Here is a 20,528-nt window from a genome sequence, read left to right on the forward strand (position 1 = left end):
GAGCGATTTGGTTGCATGTCAGGGAGTTTCTAGCTGCTAAAATCCATCATCCAGATGGCAACAATCAACGTCACGGCTCCTAATGTCATCAGGCCAGAGATAACCCGCATGCTGGTCGGTTTAACCGGCGTTGCCTGGTGCGAATTCAATCGGTCCTGCACCGCGCAACCGTTGCGCTGGGCCACCCAGAAGATGATAATTCCAATGATCATGAACAGGCTTGCGATTGCCTTGGGGACCCAGACGGGCTCCAGCTTGCCGAACAGGGCGTTGAAGCCAAGGCCAATTCCCACTGCCGCCAGACCTGTGCGCATCCAGCCCGCGAACGTGCGTTCATTGGCCATGATGGTCCGGTCCTCCGCCCATTCAGTACGGTTTTCCGCCAAATCGGTGCGTTCATTTGCCAGTTCATTGCCGGGTGAATCGGTTGCCATCATGATCCCCAATGATGTTGCTTGGTTGGTCTTTCATTCAAACTGAAAAGGCCCCGATAGAGGTCCGGCAAGGGACATAAATCGGGGCTTCTTCAACCAATGTTCATGGTTTCTGCACGTTACGCGTCAAGTCTGGCTAAATGGCTCGCGCCGACCCCTTTGGTCCCATGAAGAACCACAGAATCAAGCCAATGACCGGGAGGATAAGAATGATCAGGGTCCAGATTATCTTGGAACCCATGGATGAGCCGCTTCCCCAAACGTTGATCAAGGCCCAGATGTCCAGAGCCAAAATCAAGAGGCCAATAATTCCATATTCCATCATTAATTCCTTTTTCTAATATCCAAATTTTTTCATATGCCTGCGCTCCGGCATTCAGGTGGTGGTGTCTTCAAGATGATCGATGAGCCTGCCGTCCGCCCGCAACTCGCCTTGGTAGTTGCGCAGCATCGTTTTGCAGGAAGCGGGCAAGTCGTCCCGTTCCAGTGCCCGCTCGAATTTTGAGCGAAGGTGATCTTCGCCAGTGTCCACGGCCTCGATCGCGGCGTCATCGCTGTCCTTTACGGCGGAGCTGATGTTCATGAAAACGCGATGGGCCGATGCCAGAATTGTCCCATCTTCATCGGGTGTACCGCCCAGCTTGGTAATCTCGTCGCGGACACTAGCCGCCATCGTCCGGCGAGACGCAGCGCGGCGGGTGAAGAAATTCTTGAACGTTGCCCGGTCGGCAATTTCGGCAGCTTTCTCATATCCGTCGGTGGAGTCGATCAGCGACTCCAGAATGTCGTTCATAATATCTGTGGATGCTTTATTTGTCATTTTGTCCTCGTGTATAATGTTCATGAATAACAAACATCAAACCCGCTGGTCGGTTCCCAGCTATATTTTTCCCATTCATCGGAACCTTTGCTATGATCTTGCGTATGCGAACCTAACTGATTGGATTGATATGACACTGTTCCGCAGGCTGCTGACTTTCGCAATTTTGGTAGCGGCCATGGGCGGATTGGCACCCAGCCTTCCCCTGGGCGGCGAAGCGCAGGCGCAGCTGACCGAAGCGGCCGTTGAACCCGAACCGATTATCGATCCGGCATCAACCCGAAAAGATGACGATGTGATCGCCATTCGTCTGCGTGGCATATTTCAGGAGGTCAGGGGGCTCGAAGGTGTCGCGGTCGCTGTGGATGCCGGCGTCGTTACCCTGTCCGGACCAATAGCCGACCTTGCTTCCGTCGATCGGGCAAAAGCTATCGCGCAGCGCGTTGCTGGCGTCGTCACGGTTGAATCCAGCTTGGAACGTGACCTGTCAGTGGGTAATAATGTGGAACCGGTTGTCGACAAATTTGGCGCCAGTTTTCAGAATTTCCTGACGGCGCTCCCGCTGATTGCCATTGCCCTGCTTGTCGCCATAATGGTGGGCCTGTTTGGCCATTTTATCGCCTCCCGCATGGGTTTCTGGAAACGGGTCACTCCCAACATTTTTCTGGCTGAACTGATCTCCGGATCCGTCCGCGTCATTTTCATTTTTGTGGGAATCTTTATTGCGCTCGACATACTCAACGCGACCGCTTTGCTGGGCGCGGTGCTTGGTGGTGCCGGCGTGATTGGCCTGGCGGTCGGCTTTGCGCTGCGCGATACGGTCGACAATTATATGTCGAGCGTCATGCTGAGTATTCGTCAGCCGTTTCGCGCCAATGACCATGTACTGATTGGCGAGCGCGAAGGCCGGGTCGTGCGATTGACTTCGCGCGCAACAATTTTGATGACCTTGGATGGCAATCATCTGCGAATTCCAAACGCAACGGTCTTCAAGGCGGAAATATTAAACTATACGCGCAATCCCCAGCGCCGGTTCAGTTTTGAGCTGGGAGTTGATGCGGAGGATGATCCCGCCGCTGCGATAGAATCCGGGCTGCGGGCGATCAACAGCCAGGATTTTATTCTCAACGATCCCGAAGCAACCGCCGAGATCAGGGAAGTTGGCGATTCCAATATTCTGATCACCTTTCACGGCTGGATTGACCAGCGCAGCAGCGATTATCGGAAAGCCAGGGGGGCAGCGATCAGGGTAACCAAGAATGCGCTGGAAGACAGCGGGTTTGCTTTGCCGGAACCGATTTATCGTTTGCGTTTCGACAATGTGCCACCGCAGATCGCAGCGAATTTTCAAAGCGACCAGGCAGCTGACAAGGTTGCCAAGAAGCCTCGGAAAGCGTCTGCGACCGAGGTTGTCGACGTATCGCGCGAGAATCATGTCGAGAAACTGGTCGATTCCGAGCGTTCAGATGATGGCACATCCGATCTGCTGGATCCCCATCAACCGGTCGAATGATGACAGCGGGTTTGATTAATCTATGTTAGAGCAAGGCGTTACATAATAGACTAGTTGGCGGATCAATAAAAGGTTGGGCTACGGAATCCGCCGCCAAGAGAAAGTCATTTGTGCCCCAGCCAACAATCAGCTCTTTCATCTATGTGAGTACGGCCAAGCCCGGATTGAATCATGATGATTTTCAAGCGATCGTTCAGGTTGCGCAATGCAATAATCAGCGCCTGGGAATCACCGGCTTGATGTTGTTCAACGGGTTTAATTTTATCCAATGTATCGAGGGCGAGAGAACGGCCGCCAATGATTGCCTTCATCGTATCGGACTGGATGAACGGCATAGTGGCTTGACCATTCTCAATCATCACGAAATGTCGGGCCGGCAATTTGCGCAGTCGCATATGGCTGGGCATTATTTGCCGGCGGAGTCGAATGGAGAGCAGGCCGGACTCTCTCAGCTTCTGTCCAATCATGCGGTTTCTGATGCGACGAGAACCTACTTTCAAAGCTTCCGATCGCTGGGCATTTCTGTCCGTGACTAAGATCTTCCTGCAGTAAAAACAGCGATATGGCGAAGCGGCCGATCCCTATTCTAACCTTGCATTCCAACGATCGCAGCTACCACACAGCAGCTTTGCCCGCAGCGAACGCCGGGCTGCTTTTCGGACGGTCAGCGGTTTCATCGTCTCCCATATGAAGATTTGATTGATCCCCAAGCGCCATATTCTCCCAAAGTACATTGTCAATATCTCGTCAGGCTCGGGCATCTTGCGGAGGTTTCTCCCGCGGAGTTGGACATCTTCTGCAAAAATTTATATGCAACCTTTCCATACACCGCGTGTTCAGTCTGCAGACAATGAGAAATGAGGCATGGTTTGTCGAGCCAAGATAAAGATAAAAATCAAACCGAAACATCGCAATCCGATGATACGGACAAAGGGCGAGAGTCAAGGGACATGCCAGTGAGAAGCAAGGAAGACATGCAACAGAGATTGGGCATCGGGCTGAAGAACATGTATCTGAGTGTTCTGGACGAGCCGCTACCGGACGACATGCTGGCGCTATTGGACCAGCTGGACACAGACGACGATGACGACGTACATTCCAGCCGGCCGGACCTAAATGGATAAGCGCCAGGCGTTACCGGCAGCGGAGTTTAAGCAGCAATTGACGGAAGCCATTCCGCATTTGCGGGCTTTCGGAAGGAGTCTCTCGGGTGACCGAGATGTGGCCGATGACCTCGTGCAGGACACCTTATTGAAAGCATGGGCAGCGAGGGACCGCTTTATCGCTGGAACGTCGATGCGCGCATGGACATTTGTCATTTTGCGCAACACTTTTTTTTCGAGCATGCGCCGCAAGAAATTTACGGCAAATTATGATGAACTGGTGGCCGAACGAATTTTGTCGGCACCAGCGCCGCAGCAGGAGCCGTTGCATCTGGCTGATCTGCAGCGGGGACTGATGGAATTGTCGGATGACCAGAGAGAGGCCATCATATTGGTCGGCGCTGGCGGTTATTCCTATGAGGAAGCTGCGGAGATAGCCAATTGCGCGGTTGGCACGATGAAAAGCCGGGTATCGCGTGCGCGCAAGGCGCTGGAAGATATTTTGGAAGAAGGACGGTTCACTTCGGCTTCTGACGGCCATGCGAATTTGACCGCCACCGCATTAGAGAATATCATTGGCGCGGTTGAAAAGATTGCGCCGTAACAGGGGCCTGGCTGTTGCTCACAGGGGCCTGGCTGTTGCTCGCCGATGATCTGTCGGCGGCAATCACTCTCCTGGAATGCGGTGAGTGATTGCCGTTTAACAGATTGATCCTTCTAGATCCTAATTCTCCGCATTCCGCGCTGCCGTTGAAAAGAACAATGCCTGGCTAATCGCGGCGCGGATCGCGTTGGGTTGGAACGGCTTGGTTATCAGAAAGGTCGGTTCGGGCCGTTCGCCGGTGAGTAAGCGTTCGGGAAAGGCGGTGATGAAAATGACCGGCACGGAAATCTGATTCAAGATGTCCTTGACGGCATCGATGCCGGAACTGCCGTCCGCCAACTGAATATCGGCCAGCACCAGGCTGGGCTTTGCCTTCGCCACCGCATCAAGCGCACCACTGTGGGTCGTGGCGGTTCCGCAAACGCGATGCCCCAACCCCGATACGATCTGCTGCAATTCCATCGAGATCAGGGCCTCGTCTTCGATAATCAGAACATCGGACCTGATTTCATTGTCAATCTCGGCAATTGCATCTTCCAGCAATCCATTGATCGACTTTTCTCCCACATCCGCAATTTTCGCAACTTCGCTGATTGAAAAGCCTTCCAGTGCCGTCAATAGCAATACCTGGCGGCTGATCGGGGGAATGGCATTCAAATGGTTTTGGGCGGTGTTGCTGTCCGGATCGTCAGCGACCCTGACATGTGCGCTTTCCCAAATCGCTGCGAAAATCCGATACAGATGAACCCGGACATTGTCATCGTCTCTGACAGACTCCGGATCGGCGATAATCGCCTCCAGTGTTGCCTTGACAAATGTATCGCCACTTTTTTGGCTGCCCGTTAACGCCCGTGCATAGCGTCGAAGATAAGGAAGATGCGGTTTCAAAATTTCAGCTAATGACATATATTGTATCTCCGTAATCGGTTCCAACGCATGAAATAGAATAGGGTTCCAAAAAAATCTCTCGGTAAAAGACGCATGAATCTTGGAATTTAGGATATGATTCGGAACCAATCCAGCGGTCGGTCGTAGAGTCTTATATTACATAGAAAATGGAGAAAATGAAATGACGGGTAATTATTCTGAAGAAATGGGCGCAGTGAAATCCGATTTGCAATCACTGAAAGAAGATCTGGCAACTTTGACCAAATCCGTCAAGGCCGACGCTCAGGCCAACGCATTGGAGCTCCGTGACAATGCGAAAACGCAATTCGATGCTGCTCGCGCCAATGCGGTCGAAGCAGGAACCAAGGGTCGGAAAAAGGCACAGTCGACGATCAAGGATAATCCGATTGTCAGCATCGCGGCCACGGCCGGACTGGGTCTGATCCTTGGTGCACTGATGGCTCGCCGTTAAGTCGCCAGAAAATTCGGGTCTAAAAAGGCGAGGGAATTTTGTTTCCCTCGCCTTTTTTCATGTCCACGCCTTTTTCATGTCCATCGATTGACGGCAAGCCGCCAGCTGCTGACCATCGCTACGATATGGAGACGGTTTTGTTCTCGCCCATGTCGGGTTGCTCGCCGGTAATATTGGATTTGGCCAGTTCCCATGCCTGCACCAGCGACGAGGCTGGCGACGACCAATATTCCGCTTTTTTCGGCTTGAAACAGATGGCCGCGACCTTCGGGTCATCCTTTTCGCATTGCAGCCAGGCCTTTGCCCACGGTCCCCACAAATCATCTATCTTGTCCGCATCCCGGCTCAAGGTGGATCTGCCACTGATGGAAATGAACGTTTCCTTTTTCGGGCAGGCGTAGCTGAGGTTGGTCGTTGTATCCTCGGAAATTTCATGGACCTTGCCGGATTGGCTTTCTGTCAGAAACCAGATCTCGCCGCTATCACGGTATAATTTTCCGGTCATCGGACGGCTACGCAAGTCCGCGCCACTCTCGGTAACCAGCATCGCTGTGCCGATATCGTCGATCATCTCATATAATTCTTCACGATCATCAATATTCATGCAAAAGTCTCCTTTTAATTTTTATCCCTGCTGGGCTTCTGCTTAAAACTACGCGCAAATCGCATCTTTGGTTCCACGTTTGTGCAACAAGATGGCGCGTTGATCGTTTGTCTGGTGATGATTACGGATCGGCGGAAAATAGGGAACAGACATGGATGCGGACGATGAGATGATGGAGCGGGAGAAGACGGAGGGAGAGATTGAGCTGACGATCGAGAAGCAACGGTTAGCAACACTGATCAGCTATAAAGTGCAGGACAATGCTCGCAACACCGCCTTTGCGCATATCACGCAGCTGGTTTCTGACATTTTTGCGGCGCCGATCGCGGCCGTCTCATTTGTTGATCAAGACCGGGAATTTTTTCAATCCGCTGTTGGATTGAAGGAGACAGAGACCGAACGCCATTCGTCCCTGTCTGCTCAAATAATCGACAGCCGCGAATCGATCGTCGTTGAGGATGCTGCGAGTGACCCGCAGTTTGACAGCTATCCGCTGGTGCGCGGCAGTGCGTCCATTCGCTTCTACGCCGGTGCACCTTTGATTGCTCCCAATGGCATGGTGTTGGGAGCGCTGTGGATTGCGGATACGGTTCCGCGCTTCCGGATCACGCAAAGCCAGTTGAGTCAGCTGAGATGTCTGGCCGATATCGTGATGAATGAAATGGAGTTGAGCCGCGAAATTGACTTGCGGAAACAGGCGCAAAAAAATGCTGCCATCCATCGGTCCAATCTGGATCTCACACTGGCCCTCAGCGACATTGCCAGTTTTCGGATCGATCTGGATACCAATCTCATCGAATGGGGCGGCGCCTACATGAAAATCTGGGGAGAGGATGCAGGCGAAGCGGTTGCCGAAGTGGAAACCGCATTTGAACGCGTCCATCCTGATGATCGCGAGACGGTGCGGGTGGCGATGGACGAAGCAAAGCATAGTGGTGAAAAATATGAAGCGCGTTTTCGTATCGTGCTGCCATCGGGCGAAATCCGCTGGCTGGAGGGCTATGGCGAATATCTGGAAGCCAATGGCTGCCCGACGCTGACCGGGATTAACAAGGACATTACGCATTCGGTAGCCCAGCAGGAGCAGCTCAAGCTACATACACGGGAACTGCATCATCGTCTGCGCAACCTGTTTGCAACATTGCAGTCGATAATGATGCTGACCAAAAATTCGGCAACTTCAATCGATGATTATATTGAACGGATCACCAATCGCCTAAGCGCGCTCAATCGGGCACAGCAAATTCTCCTGGACACAAATTTCGTCACCGGTTCCTTTGCCGCGCTGATCAAGGACCTTAGCAAGGCTTATCCACGGGTGCGATGGTCAGGGCAGGATTTCATTCTCGCGGAAAATGCGATGGTGTCGGTTTCCCTGATCCTTAACGAACTGGCTACCAATGCAGCCAAATATGGAGCCTTGACCGCAGATAAAGGCCTGGTGACCATCGAGTGGTTGGTGCGCGAAGAGGAGGGCCGAGATATGGTCGAGCTGCGTTGGCGTGAAAGCGGCGGACCCAAATCGAAAGCCGCCCCGACGCAATCTGGATTCGGCTCGTCGTTGATCGATCATAGCATCACCCACAATCTGCAGGGGACGATTGACAGGGATTGGGCAGAAGACGGCCTCACATGCACGATTATTTTTCCTGCTCATGACAAAGAGGGGTTCTGCTAGTGGCACGAACAGCCTTACTCCGACGGATATCCTTTTACGCCGATCTGGATGAAACCGACCAGCAGGTGATCATGCAGATCGAGGGTCGGGAACAGCATTTCGAGAAGAATAAGGAAATTGTCGACGCGGGCCAGGAGATGGACAGCGTATTGATCGTCAAGGAAGGTTGGGCGATCCGCTACAAAACTCTTGAGGACGGTCGGCGGCAGGTTTTGAACGTGCTCCTGCCGGGAGATATGTTTGACCTGCAGGTCTTGGTGGCCGCAGAAGCGGATCATTCGGTCAGTACGGTGACGGACTTGACCGCACTGTCGGTTAGACCGTCGGATTTCCAACGGTTGTTGACCGAATCCGGAAAACTGACTCTCGCCTTCTGGTGGATGCAGGTGCAGGAGGAGGCCTTCTTGCGTGAACAGATCATAAGAAATGGCAAACAGACGGCGCGGGAAAGAATTGGCCATTTTCTGCTGGAGCTCTATCGGCGGGTTCTGATCACCGGCGCTGGTTCTGGTGACGGGTTTCGGGTACCGTTGACACAAACCGTCATCGCGGATGCACTGGGCTTGACCCCGATCCATACCAACCGGGTGCTGCGTCAGCTGGAACGGGACGGCCTACTCGAGCGGAAAAATGGCTGGATCCTGTTCAAGGATGAGGCGCGACTGGCCGAGATTAGCCAGTTTGATCCCAGCTATTTTCACCTCGACGCTTTTCGCATGCGGCTTGGTCGAATTTAATTTTCGATATCATGGAACCCGGCGCTCACATAGGCGTTGCTTACCACGAACCGATGGCTTAAGCTAAATCTTTGGCTTAATCCAAACCAATAAAGGGAGTTCATAATGAAGAAATTTGCAATCATGGCGGCGATGACCGCTGGCTTGGCGCTTACCGCCTGTGAAGCCAATGTTACCGAAGAAGGCGAAATGCCTTCGATGGACGTTGATGTATCCGGTGACGCCGGTGAACTGCCTGAAGTCGATGTGAAGACAGCCGACGTTGAAATCGGGACCGAAGAAAAGACGATAGAAGTTCCCGACGTGGATGTAACCATGCCGTCGGATCAGTAATTCCTGCATCAGATGAATGACAATGGCCAGGCATTATGTCCTGGCCATTTTTTTGCCCTGGTCAGCCAGGGCCTCAGCTCCAGAACATCGTGATGGTCGCAAAATGCAACCAGTTCACGATTCATGCGTCTTGTCAGAAGACCAAGACCGATGGAGATTTTATGACCGATATTTTTACGCGCCTGAAACAGGACCATGATCGCCACCGCGCCATGCTTGACCGCGTGGCAGACACCAGTGGTGACAGCAAGGAACGCCGCGAGGCTTTTGAAGAGCTGCGGATTGATGTTTCTGCCCATGCCAATGCCGAAGAACAGTCGCTGTACGCCGAAATGCTGGCTCGTCCCGATCTGCAGGACAAGGGCCGCCATTCGGTCGCCGAGCATGAAGAAGCGGACGAATATTTTGAGGAACTGGTCGACATGGAATTCAGCAGCAGCGGCTGGCTGACGCGCTTCAAAACGCTGAAGGATCGGCTGGAACATCATATGGACGAGGAAGAGAACGAGATTTTTGCTGCCGCCAAGCAGGATCTGAGCGACAAGCGGGCTGAGGAACTCGGCAAGATTTTCGACGAGCGCAAGCCCGTGGAGAAGCAGGACGTTGCTTGACGAACTGACAAGCCCGGAGACGACCCAGCTGGTCCATGACTGGACCAGTACCGAATGGGCCCATCTGCTGCCAATCGCGATTACCGCCGTTGCCATGTATGTGACGGTGATCGTGCTGACCCGTCTGGCAGGGGTTCGCAGCTTTTCGAAAATGAGTGGCTTTGACTTTGCCGTCACGGTCGCGATCGGCTCGGTGCTGGGCTCGGTCATTCTTTCCGAGAATCCGCAGCTTGCCAATGGCGTGGCTGCGCTGGTCTTTCTGTTTGCTCTCCAGATCGGCATGGCTCTGTTGCGAAGCCGCTTCCCTAGCGTGCAACTGATTGCCGACAACAAGCCGCGGCTGATCATGATCGGCAGCGAAATTCAGCATGATCAGCTGAAAAAGGCGAAAATGACCGAAAATGACCTCTGGGGCAAGCTGCGCGAAGCGAATGTCTTCGAATTTTCCCAGATTCTCGCGGTGTTTGCCGAGACCACGGGCGATGTTACGGTATTGCATTCGAAGGACAAGGATCGACGCATCGAACCGGAGCTGTTGCAGGGCGTCATCGCCTCTGAGCGCTACGGCAACCATCAGCGCGGGTGAGACCAAGATGATGGTCGCCGGCGGCGATGGCTGCTCGACCCCGTTCGTTGCTCCTCATCGACTGGGCCAGGAAAAGGACAGGCGGGCTTCCCCAGCCAATTCTGCCGATGCAGTGTAGCGTTGTTCCCAGATCGACCCCTGACCCGCGTGGTCAATCGCAACTATCGTGCTGCAGCGCGTGCCATAGAGCGGATGATGGATGAATATTCCGGAATTCTGCGGCTCCAGCTGCGTTGGCGATGCTGAATCTGCGTCCGGGTTGAGCGAATAGGTGGTTCTGCTGGTCAGCGCGGTCATCAACAGGGAAGGGTCCTCCGAATCGCCCCTCAGCCAGTCCGCCAAAGCCGCATTGAGATGCTTTGCCTTCGGCCATGGCCGGTCGAGCGGACCATTGGTCAGGCCGTGGATGCCGGGCGGGAGCGTGTGGCTGTGCGACCCCGGCTGATTGCTGTGCACCCGGGCCTCGTTGCTCGCGACAGTGATCAGGTTGAACGGGTTGAAGCCGTCGAAGGGCACCGCTTCGATATCGGCGCGTTGTCCCTCTCCTGACAGAAAATCCTTGAGCAGGTCTCCGCGGGATGCGCGATTGCGATCGGCCGGGCCATGGCCGCTAAGATTGGTCACCGCAGCAAAGCGGCCCTGTTCCGAAACCCCGAGCCAGGTGCCGCCGGCCTGCACATCCCGCCCGGCCAGCAAATGCTCATGCCCCTGCCAGCGCGCCAGCGGTTCCGCCGGGCGGTCATGCAGTTCGTCCCGGTTGCCGAGGGCGACCAGTTGCCAGCGCGGATGGGCCTGCCAGGCCAGGGAAATGATACACATATACGGTCCCTTACCAAAAGCGTCCCTGTTTGCGAACCAATTGCCCGACTCCGCCTGCTTGTTCCTGTCTCGCTGCGCCAGAAAAAACTGATCGGGGGGTCGCACGGGTCAGGCGCCCCCAAGGCGGAGTTAACGATGGCGATGGACCTTGGCTCTGCGCTGGTCGCATGACCAGAATTTTCCTGTTGGATAGAAAGGTGCACAGAGGCCGTAACGCGTGGCAGCGGCGCTGGATCGCCAGGGTTTTGACCCAGTAACATTACCTATCAGCGTCGAATGGAGGATGTGATATGGTCCACTGCGAAGCAACTATATGAAGACTCCGATTCATCGAATCGACTGGATTCCATTTGGGAGAGCGCAATGAAGCTCGATGCATTCAAACTCGGTTTGGCGACTGCAATTATTGCCGGACTCACGTGGGCACTATGCAGTCTTTTTATCATCGTGATCCCCGGCGGCATGATGCAAATGAGCGGTGATATGGTTCACGCGAATCTTTCCGGGATGGGATGGTCAATGCATTGGGCGGGCTTTTTTGTGGGGCTGGTTGCGTGGAGTTTTATCTCCGGGTTGTTCGTCTGGGCGATTTCTGCCACCTATAATCGCTTGCTCTCATAGCAGCAAGGGACCGAGGTCCCGTTCTCTATTGCCTTCCCGGAATTCCCTATCAAGATCGGGCTTTCGGTAAATCACGGAAATGGATCGCACGATCAACAAATTGATTCATGTGCGTAGCAGCCTCAATCGTTAAGGGGTGCTGTGTCGATCCGGGGCGCGGACTTATAAACTCCGCCATTTGCCGAACCAGTTGATGCTGCTCCTCGGGTGCCTGGGCGAGCAGCGAAATAATGATATTTTCCAGCGCAATCACGCGCACTCGAAGATGGACCAGCTCGGCATTGGTGAGTTCGGGAACATCCACGGAAGCCTCGCCTCGTGGCCTGTCTGTTCCTCCTTCATTTTCCCAGCGCGAAAGCGCTCCTTGTTGCGGGCCATTTTGATTTGTCGGGTTTTTGCCGGTCATTCTGCATTCCAATCCACAAGAGTTCTGATGCAGCCATTATGCCCGACTTGCCCCGATTTTTCTCATTTAAATTAAAACGCCGGCCGGAATCGGGATTTCCAACACGCTTTCCTACAGACCCCCGGTCATGCCATGATCGCCACATCAATCGCCCAGCCGCCCGTTTCGCAGGTTGCCGGAGCCGATAGCGTCTGCGCTTGCCACTGCCGGCGGACTCCGGATTCAGCCTGTGCTGCCTTGCCACCATCTGCATGGAAATGGAAAGTCACACTCGGCGGCGTGTCGGACCGTCAGAAAGCCCGCTTTTCCAGATGATAGGGCGAAAAGTCACGGAAATTATAAAGTCCGTTCTCTGTCAGGACGGCAAAGGAAGGGAGGCGGCTATGACCGGATAAGGATGCACGGGATTTTTCTGAGAATCAGTTCCGGTCGCTTGCCGAGGGAGCCGGTGACTGCGCTGCGAGATGGGTCGGGACGCGCGTCCCGCCGACATATTCTGTGCGTGAAATTCTGTGTATGGAAAAATGGTGAGCGACGCAGTCCATAGCGAACCAGTCTCGGCTGTAATTACCCAGGAAAACGGGAATTTATCGGGAAAATTGGCAAACTTTCTGGTGCCCATCGCTTTTTACGCGCAGATTTGGGCGCTCGGCGAGCACAATAGCGATAGCCGGACTCTTTTCATAAACGGGAAATGTAATTGAATGAAACGGGTTCAATGCCTTGGGTATTCGGGATTTGATCAGTATCGCCGGTTAAGGTAGAAGTTTTCATGGAAAGCCGAAACTAGCTTTGTGAAATCAGCACATAGCGGTGGGGAGTCGATATGACAGCAGACAATCTAAAGAGGCAGCGGGCGCGTCCTGTATTTCGTGAAGAACTACCTTTGCGGGTCGATCGAACCGCTTGCGTTGGAATGTTTGATGATTTCGTCGAACGTTACTCACTGCAGAATCTGGCGCGGTCTGATGTCATCAATAGATTAGAAGAGATCGCTCATCAACTTCGGCATTCCAGAGCATTGGCGGCCGACCGGGCCTCTCGTCCTAATGCAAGAAAGACGCTCCAAAAGGTTTCAGAACTCGCACAGTTTATGGCCGATCAGGTCGGCCAGCTTCCTCGAGAGTTTGTGGACAATTATAACCGGCACATGGCCGCATCGTGCACGGATATGGCAGACTTGAATTGCTTTCTCGATGCGTGGGTTGCTCAGTTGACTGAAGAATTGGGAGAATCTGCCTTCGCGGTCGCAGTCGCCGACCGTCATAAGTTAACCGCTGACGACCAAAATCACCTGAGAAGGTTTGCCAAGATAGCTGACGAGGCATTTCTCAAGTTCAATCACCTTCCAATGGAGGTTACTTGGGCCATCGTGCTGATGGAGCAATATGTCAGGCGCTCAGATTTATTGACCATGCAAACTCCTGCAGTGACAAGCATTCAACTGATGCTCAAACACTTATCCGATATTTCCTATGTCGCTGCCGAAGTCGAACGCGCAGTCCGAGGCCCACGGTCTGACACTCCTCAAATGCTGGCGGTACAATCTTTGGCGGGTCTGTTTCGGCAAACTACAGGAAACCAACCTACCCACGGCTTTCATGTTGGAAGACATTACATCGGCAGGCCAATGTCCCCGTTCGATCGACTGGTGGACCATTTTATGAAAATTGCTGATCCGGATAATTATCGCCTAGGTGGCCTCGGGGAGGCACTTGAACATGTGTGCTGGCCTAGTCGGTCCGCTCAGCGCACAATCATAATAGACAAAAAGCGAGCGACTCGAGAGCGCCATATTTACACGGCATTCCAAGATCGCGGCATTGTTACAAACATCCCGTCCCACGATAATTGAGAACTCTCTAGGGTCCTTTTCTCAAAGCAGAGAGAAGGAGTTTTCAAATGCATCCGCTATTACCAAAAATGGAGCTTGTCGAACTTGAGATAGACAAGATCACCATACTCGACAGCAATCCACGGCAACATGACGACAAACAGTTGGACATGCTTGAGAAGAGCTTTCGCAGTTTTCAAAAAATCAATCCTGTCATCGTGACCCCGAAATATGAGCTGATAGCGGGAGAGGCGAGGCTCATAGTTGCGAAGCGTTGCGGCATGAAAACTGTTCATGCTCTTATAGTTTCGCATTTCTCAAAGGCCCAGGTCCATGGCTACCGCATGGCTGACAATGAGCTCGCGCTTCGCGGTGAATGGTCTTTGGAGCTGTTGGGCAAAGAACTGGAATTGATCTCCACCATTGATTTGGATTTTGACCTTGAATCCATCGGCTTTGAAGTTGGCGAGATCGATCAATTGATCCTCGGTGCAGCGGAGGAAAATGAAGATGAAGAGCCGGCCGAAGTTCCGTCAATCGATATAGAGCGGCCACCTGTTTCCCGGCCTGCAGATATTTTCACGATAGGGCGGCACACGGTCGCTTGCGGGGACTCAACCGACAAGAAATTCGTTGAGAAAGTAATGGATGGAAGGCTTGCCGATGCGGTGATCACCGATCAACCCTGGAATTTGAAAGCAAATTTCATTTCTGGGAAAGGCCGCATCAAGCATGCTGATTTCTGCCAGGCGGGCGGAGAATTCTCGTCCGAAGAGTTCGAGACATTCACCAGGGACGCTCTGACAACTCAGGCTGTATTTCTCAAGCCCGGCGGCCTTGCGTTTCAGTTTATCGATTGGCGATCACTCGACCTCATGATTCGTGTCGGCAAAGCCGCCATAGGTCCGCTTGTGAATATCTGCGTTTGGGTGAAGCCAAAGTCGGGAATGGGAAGTCCGTGGCGTAGCCAGCATGAGATGGTCCCTGTGTTCCGTAAAGAGGGCGCCAAGCCAATGGACAATATAAAACTGGGAAAATTTGGCCGCAATCGGTCTAATATCTGGGAGTTTTCGTCGCCGACGGGCTGGGGATCTGAACGGCATAAGCTCGAAATGCATCCCACCGCAAAAAACGAAAAGATGATCGGCGAGGCCATTTTGGACTGCACCAAGAGAAATGGTCTGATCCTTGACACCTTTCTGGGTTCGGGGACCACTGCGCTGGCTGCGGAGCAAGTTGGGCGAACCTGTGTCGGGATCGATCTTGACGCCAAATATATAGATCTGGCGATCCGCCGATTGTGCGAGGCAACCGGCAAGGAGGCCGTGCGCCAGGATGGGGCGCTGTTCAGCGAGTTAAGTGAATCCCACTTAGTAGAAGGAGTGCCGGCTCATGGATGACGATGAAGTCACAAAGAACCCTTTCTATAAAGGTGATAATGCCGGCGGTTACGGTAATCCGCCCGTGAACGGTCAGTTCAAGAAGGATGGACCAGGCGGGCCTGGCCGGCCAACCGGAACCACAAATCTGGAATGCGCGATACGGAAGGCTATCAAAAAGAAGCGGCCGGTTAAACGGGATGGAAAAACCGTAAAAATGGCGTCGGTCGACGTTTTTGCTGAACAAGTTTTACAGGCTGTCCTCAGTCGTTCAAAAACATCCAGCATGCTTCAGTTTGGTCTCTGGATATTTGAGAAATACGGCCCGGACGGACTGGTTGGAAAGGCATCAGAAAATGCTCCGCCGGACCTGTCTCAACTGACCGATGTGGAACTTCAACTCTATGGTTATCTTTGCTGCCGGGTAGAGGGCAAAGAATTGGACACGCCATTGTCGCCCCGGGTACTGAGAATTTTGGAACAGGTTGGCAAAATCGTCGAAGCAGAAAGCCAGCGCAGACGATAGGAGTGTTCAAATATGTTTCGCAATCCGCGTCCACGGCCGCAGGCAGTCAAGCGGGATCCGATTGATGAAGATTTCGATGAAGATGAGGAGGACGATGGCGCGTAGAGCAAAGCGCTTAAACCTAACATGTTGATTGGGTTGCTGGATGCTTGGCTAACCTCTGTTAAGCGCGAACGCAGGGATGTTGAGGCCGTCCGTCGTCAGAACATTTGGCACTGATGGCTGGATAAATTAATGGAGCATCGGTCTCGTCTTGTTGGTTGATATTAGGCGGCAAGCTTGCGGTGTTGCAAGCGCCGATGTTCAATGGTTTGTTTTTTGATCCTTTCTCGTTGTTTAATGATGGCTTGAGCTCTGCCGAAGAAGGCATCGGCAGGTGTTACGTTGTCGAGGCTCTCGTGGTAACGCTGTTGATTGTAATGTTCGCCGAATGCCCGACTTAATATCGCTGCCATCTGTTGCAATACGGCAGATGACTAATCGGATTATTAATAGAGCGTTCCAGATTTGATTTAAATACCCGCAAAACTCTGTTAACATATGAATTGTATTGGCTGCGGCTATCCAAATTGCGGAGTATCGGGGGTTTTTGTTTTGGCAGAGAATCGGATAACTGTTCACCTACTTGATCCCGAAGACAGGAAGGTAGCGCTTGCCACTCTGAAAAGTCCCGAAGAAACGGACGCATTTATCACTGGGTTTGTTGACGACGACGGGATCAGGGCCCTCGAAGAAAAAGGATTGATGATTGAGCGTGAGGAGAGGAAGAAAGAAACAGTAAACTCCCTTAAGAACACTCTCAACAAAGTCCGCGATAAACAAATTGAAGCTGCGATCACTGCTACGCCCATCAGCGAAGAGATACATTCCGCAAGCGACGATAGATTTTTGGCTGGCGAAGTCACGCTGCCTTATACCTTTGAGATCGAAGGACCGTTACTGCCATCTTATATCGAGGCCCTGCATAACAAAGGTGTGGAGTTGGATCAGTCTCTAGATATAGGGGAATACAGTGCGCGAGTGAGTGCCGAATCGATCGAGGCACTGCTTGACCTTCCTTTCGTCTACGGAATTAGACCGCAGTTGGGCAAGGCTGATACACTGAACGATGTAATCGTAGCAATTGGACCAAGTAATAGCGGCAAAGAATTTTTAGGTTTTAGAAATAACCGCGTGCTCTTAGACATACGCCGGGATCTAAGTTTTGCAGACGATACACCAGTTCGCGACGCGATCCGCTTGTTGAATGGCCAGATTGAGGAGCAATCACGCCGCAAATTGCGCGTTTCCTTCCCTCGGGATATTATGCTGGACACTGTTGTTGCTGCCCTTGGCAGCCTGCCGGAGATAGACATGGTGGAGCCTTATGTGCCGCCAGAACTTCATCTTGACTACGCTCGGTCTCTCGTAGGTATTCCTCATACACTTGAAGGGCGCTCACCACTTTTCCCGTTGGATGGTACGGGAGAGATCATTGCCATAGCCGATACTGGTATCGATGAGACGCATGAGGATTTTTCTGGACGATTGGCGACGGTTGTCGCGCTTGGCCGTCAGGACGATGCCTCTGATCCAGTGGGGCATGGTACCCATGTTGCAGGGGTAGCCAGCGGAAATGGTTCGGCCTCCGAAGGTGAGGTCGCTGGAATTGCTGCTGGGGCCAAAATTTATTTCCAGTCAATCTACAGTAGAACCGTTGGCGGAGTTGATCAACTGGAAGGCCTGCCTTTGGACCTTGAAGATTTGTTCCAGCCCGCATTTGATGCTGGCGCGCGTATTCACAACAACAGCTGGGGAAACCGCAAGTTTCTAGCGCGTTACAATATTGCTGCAGATGAGGTTGATGAGTTTGTGCACAGAAATCCAGAGATGTTGGTGATTTTTTCTGCAGGCAACGAAGGGACGGCGCATGAACCGGTTCATGTACCGTCGGGATTCGTCGATCTCTTATCTGTAACAACGCCAGCGACCGCAAAAAATGCTTTGACGGTGGGTGCACAGCGCAGCGACCGAATGACTAAGGGGCAAGCCGATGTCACATTTAGGATGTTCAACGGCGCACGGTATCCCGAGGCTCCGATTGGAGACCAAACCATGGGCGGTGATCCCGAAGCACTCGCGGCGTTTAGCTCACGCGGGCCGACTGGGGACGAACGGATCAAGCCGGAAATTGTCGCCCCTGGAACCTCGATTTTGTCATCGCGATCCAAGGATGCTGGAGATCACCGGTTTTGGGCTAACGAGGACGCGTATGATGGAAAATATGGTTACATGGGAGGGACAAGCATGGCAGCACCTATGGTGGCGGGTGCGGCAGCGATTGTACGCCAGTTCTTCCGCGAGGAAATGGATTTTGATGCGCCGAGTGCCGCGTTGGTCAAAGCGACGCTTATAAACGGGTCACGGTTCTTGACCGGAGCTGATTCTATTTCCAGCAATGGTCGAGAGCCGAATTATGATCAGGGGTTCGGAGCATTGGACCTCCGCCAGACTTTGCCGAACCGTGATTTTCCCAGTTTTGCACTGCAAGCGATAGATGCTGTTGACAGTGAATCTAACGCTTTCAGGCAGACCGGAGAACTGAAACGATACCGAATTGAAGTCAAGGAAAGCGAACCTCTGCGTGTTTGTCTTGCTTGGAGTGACCCGCCAGGACGAGGAGTTCAGAATGATATAGACTTGATGTTACTCAGAGCTGGCTCTTCCGAACGCTGGATCGGAAACGAGCACAGACGCCAACTTCGAAAAGATTTCGACCGCGACAATAATGTCGAGGTTGTAAGAATAGATACCCCAAAACCGGGGTTTTATGAAATCAGAATCAGCTCTTGGACGATCATTAAGCCGCCACAACCTTTTGCAATGGTGGTCACCGGAGCAATCGCAAACACGATACTCGCTCTTAGCTAATGGTTTTCAGAAGTGAACAAGCGACGCGAACGGACGACGAGACAATCAAATTAAGGAAGTCATCATGTTGACAAGTCTTTGGATAACCCCACCACTCGCTTTTGCCCGAGTTGGAAGCTCGCAAGTACCATGCGCTGCTTTTTCATGGGTCAGAGTTGGAGTTTCCCCGGATGGAACGGCGAGGACGACACTTATGCCTGAAGAAACGCTGAACCTTACTGAAAACGGAACTGTTAATTCAACGATACCCGATACTATCGTCTTCAAGGATGATGACGGTTCATTTCGGCCGGTCTGCCCCTTTTTTGAAGTGCATGGGACATGGGAGTTGGATGGACGTTTGCATGAAGGACCGATAACCAAGACAGTATTGGCAGATAATGGGCTTGACTTAGCCGAAGTTCGCTGGACTGTAACGCTTGGAAACCTCAAAGCCTATCATTTTACTTTGGACGAAGGTGATCGAATTTCAGCAACCGTTACGATTGCTGGAAACGATACAACGCGCCACCAATTAGAAGGAAGTTCACCTGACAATCCAGGATTAAAGCCTTTGATTGCAACGTCCTCACCGATGCCAATGGGAGAAGTTCAATTGGCACAACCCACAGATGATGATAGTTTTCCGGAGCTACGTTTGCGCTTCTACCCGCCCGCGGGGCTGACATACGGACCAGCTAACTTGGAGGATAAGCTCACTGCGGCGGCCAATGCTCGGCTTGATCCTCAAATCAACCCGGAGGCTAATCCTAGCGTCTGGAATTCGAACTCTGATTGGTTCGGATTTGACCTTCCTGCAGCTCGAAAAATCGTAAACAAGGACAGCCACTGGGCACGACTTAACCTTAATGACGAAGGGCCACCACCGGTGGGCGCTGGCGATCCAAGAAACGCACCTAGTGGTTTGTCAGCCAGTCTTTATGAGTTAAGGGGTAGTCCACAACAAAACGAACCCGTTCGTATTAGTATGGGCCTAGTTGATGATGTCAGCGACGGTATCGTTCAGTGCGAGATCGGGGGAATTATCGCAAGTGGTCGCATCGCTATCGGCCCGCCGGATTTTGCACCCATGAATCGTCCTTTCACCTCGCTGCAGGATGGGTTAAGTGACCGCGTTCTGCGCGATGAATTCCGGGACAATCCGCCAAATGATGAAGAGCTTGAGGCGATCGTGGCAGACATCTTTGAGCGGGCGCTCGAAACATCAGAACTCATGAACAAAGACGCGCAGAACGACCGTTCCCGAGGTACAAATTTCGACCGGAATGATCCCGCGACAACTGACCTTCCGCCCCCTCGACCCGAATTCGAGAGTAATCCGCGCGCAACGCTGTGGGCATCAAGCAATCCGAATGTTACCACTCGGCCCGCACCGACTGGATCGCTTCAAGTGGATGCGATGCCTGTCTCGTTTCAAGGCCAGCGAAAACACCGCCGCTATAATGCCATTGAATACCTGCGAGACCGGTTGCGCGAGGAGCCAGACCTGATTGAGAAATGGATGAGACCACCTCGTGATTCCAGTCCGTTATTTGATCGTCGAATGCCGGCATTGATGCGTGGTTCTGATGGTGATCCCATGCACGTCACTCGTAGGCAAATGGAAATGATCCGACTTTGGGCGTCTAAACAATCAGGAGATTCTTGAGT

The 20,528-nt window shown here is 52.8% G+C and carries 23 protein-coding genes and 1 pseudogene; 16 read left to right on the forward strand and 8 right to left on the reverse strand.

From position 1 onward, the window contains the following. Positions 1-29: 29 nt before the first annotated feature. The 3 genes from ACEW8J_RS07440 to ACEW8J_RS07450 form a co-directional block, all read right to left on the reverse strand. Positions 30-437 carry a YidH family protein gene (locus ACEW8J_RS07440; RefSeq protein ID WP_373491009.1) on the reverse strand — a complete coding sequence of 136 codons (408 nt, stop codon included), beginning with the start codon at positions 435-437 and terminating at the stop codon, positions 30-32. Positions 438-570: 133 nt separating this feature from the next. Next, entirely contained in the window at positions 571-756 is a 186-nt protein-coding gene (locus ACEW8J_RS07445; protein ID WP_373491071.1) for a PLDc N-terminal domain-containing protein, read from the reverse strand. Positions 757-810: 54 nt separating this feature from the next. After that, positions 811-1,254: a PA2169 family four-helix-bundle protein gene (locus tag ACEW8J_RS07450; protein WP_373491010.1), complete on the reverse strand. Its 444-nt coding sequence runs from the start codon at positions 1,252-1,254 to the stop codon at positions 811-813. 130 nt (positions 1,255-1,384) lie between these two features. Between ACEW8J_RS07450 and ACEW8J_RS07455 the strand changes: the two genes are divergently transcribed. The 4 genes from ACEW8J_RS07455 (at position 1,385) to ACEW8J_RS07470 (ending at position 4,474) form a co-directional block, all read left to right on the forward strand. Continuing rightward, a complete protein-coding gene (locus ACEW8J_RS07455) occupies positions 1,385-2,767 on the forward strand; it encodes a mechanosensitive ion channel family protein (protein WP_373491011.1) in 1,383 nt (460 codons plus the stop codon). A 143-nt stretch (positions 2,768-2,910) separates the two neighbouring features. Further along, on the forward strand, positions 2,911-3,303 hold the full coding sequence (locus ACEW8J_RS07460) for a BLUF domain-containing protein (RefSeq protein ID WP_373491072.1): 393 nt from the start codon (positions 2,911-2,913) through the stop codon (positions 3,301-3,303). 438 nt (positions 3,304-3,741) lie between these two features. Beyond that, the gene (locus ACEW8J_RS07465) at positions 3,742-3,891 is read left to right on the forward strand and encodes a NepR family anti-sigma factor (protein WP_373491012.1); all 150 of its coding nucleotides are present in this window, start codon (positions 3,742-3,744) and stop codon (positions 3,889-3,891) included. Then, the gene (locus ACEW8J_RS07470) at positions 3,884-4,474 is read left to right on the forward strand and encodes a sigma-70 family RNA polymerase sigma factor (RefSeq protein ID WP_373491013.1); all 591 of its coding nucleotides are present in this window, start codon (positions 3,884-3,886) and stop codon (positions 4,472-4,474) included. Before ACEW8J_RS07465 ends, ACEW8J_RS07470 begins: the two co-directional genes overlap by 8 nt. 120 nt (positions 4,475-4,594) lie before the next feature. Here ACEW8J_RS07470 and ACEW8J_RS07475 read toward each other — a convergent pair whose 3' ends face one another. Further along, entirely contained in the window at positions 4,595-5,380 is a 786-nt protein-coding gene (locus ACEW8J_RS07475; protein WP_373491014.1) for a response regulator, read from the reverse strand. A gap of 163 nt (positions 5,381-5,543) precedes the next feature. Between ACEW8J_RS07475 and ACEW8J_RS07480 the strand changes: the two genes are divergently transcribed. Beyond that, positions 5,544-5,834, forward strand: coding sequence for a YqjD family protein (locus tag ACEW8J_RS07480; protein WP_373491015.1), 291 nt, complete (start codon positions 5,544-5,546; stop codon positions 5,832-5,834). Positions 5,835-5,952: 118 nt separating this feature from the next. Here ACEW8J_RS07480 and ACEW8J_RS07485 read toward each other — a convergent pair whose 3' ends face one another. Beyond that, positions 5,953-6,438 (reverse strand): pyridoxamine 5'-phosphate oxidase family protein, encoded by a 486-nt coding sequence (locus ACEW8J_RS07485; RefSeq protein ID WP_373491016.1) that lies wholly within the window; start codon positions 6,436-6,438, stop codon positions 5,953-5,955. Positions 6,439-6,589: 151 nt separating this feature from the next. Between ACEW8J_RS07485 and ACEW8J_RS07490 the strand changes: the two genes are divergently transcribed. The 5 genes from ACEW8J_RS07490 to ACEW8J_RS07510 all read left to right on the forward strand — a co-directional run bounded on the left by ACEW8J_RS07490 (position 6,590) and on the right by ACEW8J_RS07510 (position 10,383). Beyond that, positions 6,590-8,116 carry a sensor histidine kinase gene (locus ACEW8J_RS07490; protein ID WP_373491017.1) on the forward strand — a complete coding sequence of 509 codons (1,527 nt, stop codon included), beginning with the start codon at positions 6,590-6,592 and terminating at the stop codon, positions 8,114-8,116. Then, positions 8,116-8,853, forward strand: a complete 738-nt coding sequence (locus ACEW8J_RS07495; protein ID WP_373491018.1) for a Crp/Fnr family transcriptional regulator — start codon at positions 8,116-8,118, stop codon at positions 8,851-8,853. The genes ACEW8J_RS07490 and ACEW8J_RS07495 overlap by 1 nt, the downstream gene beginning before the upstream one ends. A 105-nt stretch (positions 8,854-8,958) precedes the next feature. Next, entirely contained in the window at positions 8,959-9,186 is a 228-nt protein-coding gene (locus tag ACEW8J_RS07500; protein WP_373491019.1) for a hypothetical protein, read from the forward strand. Between the two features lie 161 nt (positions 9,187-9,347). After that, a complete protein-coding gene (locus ACEW8J_RS07505) occupies positions 9,348-9,797 on the forward strand; it encodes a hemerythrin domain-containing protein (RefSeq protein WP_373491020.1) in 450 nt (149 codons plus the stop codon). Then, entirely contained in the window at positions 9,790-10,383 is a 594-nt protein-coding gene (locus tag ACEW8J_RS07510; RefSeq protein WP_373491021.1) for a DUF421 domain-containing protein, read from the forward strand. The genes ACEW8J_RS07505 and ACEW8J_RS07510 overlap by 8 nt, the downstream gene beginning before the upstream one ends. Positions 10,384-10,437: 54 nt before the next feature. Here ACEW8J_RS07510 and ACEW8J_RS07515 read toward each other — a convergent pair whose 3' ends face one another. Beyond that, positions 10,438-11,202, reverse strand: coding sequence for an NRDE family protein (locus tag ACEW8J_RS07515; protein WP_373491022.1), 765 nt, complete (start codon positions 11,200-11,202; stop codon positions 10,438-10,440). Positions 11,203-11,565: 363 nt separating this feature from the next. On the opposite strand from ACEW8J_RS07515, the gene ACEW8J_RS07520 reads away from it, so the two are divergent. Further along, on the forward strand, positions 11,566-11,823 hold the full coding sequence (locus ACEW8J_RS07520) for a DUF5676 family membrane protein (protein ID WP_373491023.1): 258 nt from the start codon (positions 11,566-11,568) through the stop codon (positions 11,821-11,823). A gap of 49 nt (positions 11,824-11,872) precedes the next feature. Here ACEW8J_RS07520 and ACEW8J_RS07525 read toward each other — a convergent pair whose 3' ends face one another. Continuing rightward, positions 11,873-12,229 (reverse strand): hypothetical protein, encoded by a 357-nt coding sequence (locus tag ACEW8J_RS07525; protein WP_373491024.1) that lies wholly within the window; start codon positions 12,227-12,229, stop codon positions 11,873-11,875. Positions 12,230-13,055: 826 nt separating this feature from the next. Here ACEW8J_RS07525 and ACEW8J_RS07530 point away from each other — a divergent pair. Genes ACEW8J_RS07530 through ACEW8J_RS07540 form a run of 3 tightly spaced genes read left to right on the forward strand, consistent with a single transcriptional unit; the run spans position 13,056 to position 15,968 of the window. Further along, positions 13,056-14,084 carry a hypothetical protein gene (locus tag ACEW8J_RS07530; protein ID WP_373491025.1) on the forward strand — a complete coding sequence of 343 codons (1,029 nt, stop codon included), beginning with the start codon at positions 13,056-13,058 and terminating at the stop codon, positions 14,082-14,084. A 47-nt stretch (positions 14,085-14,131) separates the two neighbouring features. Beyond that, positions 14,132-15,463 (forward strand): DNA modification methylase, encoded by a 1,332-nt coding sequence (locus ACEW8J_RS07535; protein WP_373491026.1) that lies wholly within the window; start codon positions 14,132-14,134, stop codon positions 15,461-15,463. Continuing rightward, on the forward strand, positions 15,456-15,968 hold the full coding sequence (locus ACEW8J_RS07540) for a hypothetical protein (RefSeq protein WP_373491027.1): 513 nt from the start codon (positions 15,456-15,458) through the stop codon (positions 15,966-15,968). The genes ACEW8J_RS07535 and ACEW8J_RS07540 overlap by 8 nt, the downstream gene beginning before the upstream one ends. A gap of 266 nt (positions 15,969-16,234) precedes the next feature. Here the strand turns inward: ACEW8J_RS07540 and ACEW8J_RS07545 are convergent. Next, positions 16,235-16,402: pseudogene (locus ACEW8J_RS07545) on the reverse strand (IS3 family transposase); the annotation flags it as partial. A gap of 160 nt (positions 16,403-16,562) precedes the next feature. On the opposite strand from ACEW8J_RS07545, the gene ACEW8J_RS07550 reads away from it, so the two are divergent. Together ACEW8J_RS07550 and ACEW8J_RS07555 are read left to right on the forward strand one after the other, a co-directional pair. Beyond that, entirely contained in the window at positions 16,563-18,878 is a 2,316-nt protein-coding gene (locus ACEW8J_RS07550; RefSeq protein WP_373491028.1) for a S8 family serine peptidase, read from the forward strand. 193 nt (positions 18,879-19,071) lie between these two features. After that, positions 19,072-20,526, forward strand: a complete 1,455-nt coding sequence (locus ACEW8J_RS07555; RefSeq protein WP_373491029.1) for a hypothetical protein — start codon at positions 19,072-19,074, stop codon at positions 20,524-20,526. Positions 20,527-20,528: the final 2 nt, after the last annotated feature.

The organism is Parasphingorhabdus sp., from assembly GCF_041748495.1.
Lineage (GTDB): Bacteria > Pseudomonadota > Alphaproteobacteria > Sphingomonadales > Sphingomonadaceae > Parasphingorhabdus.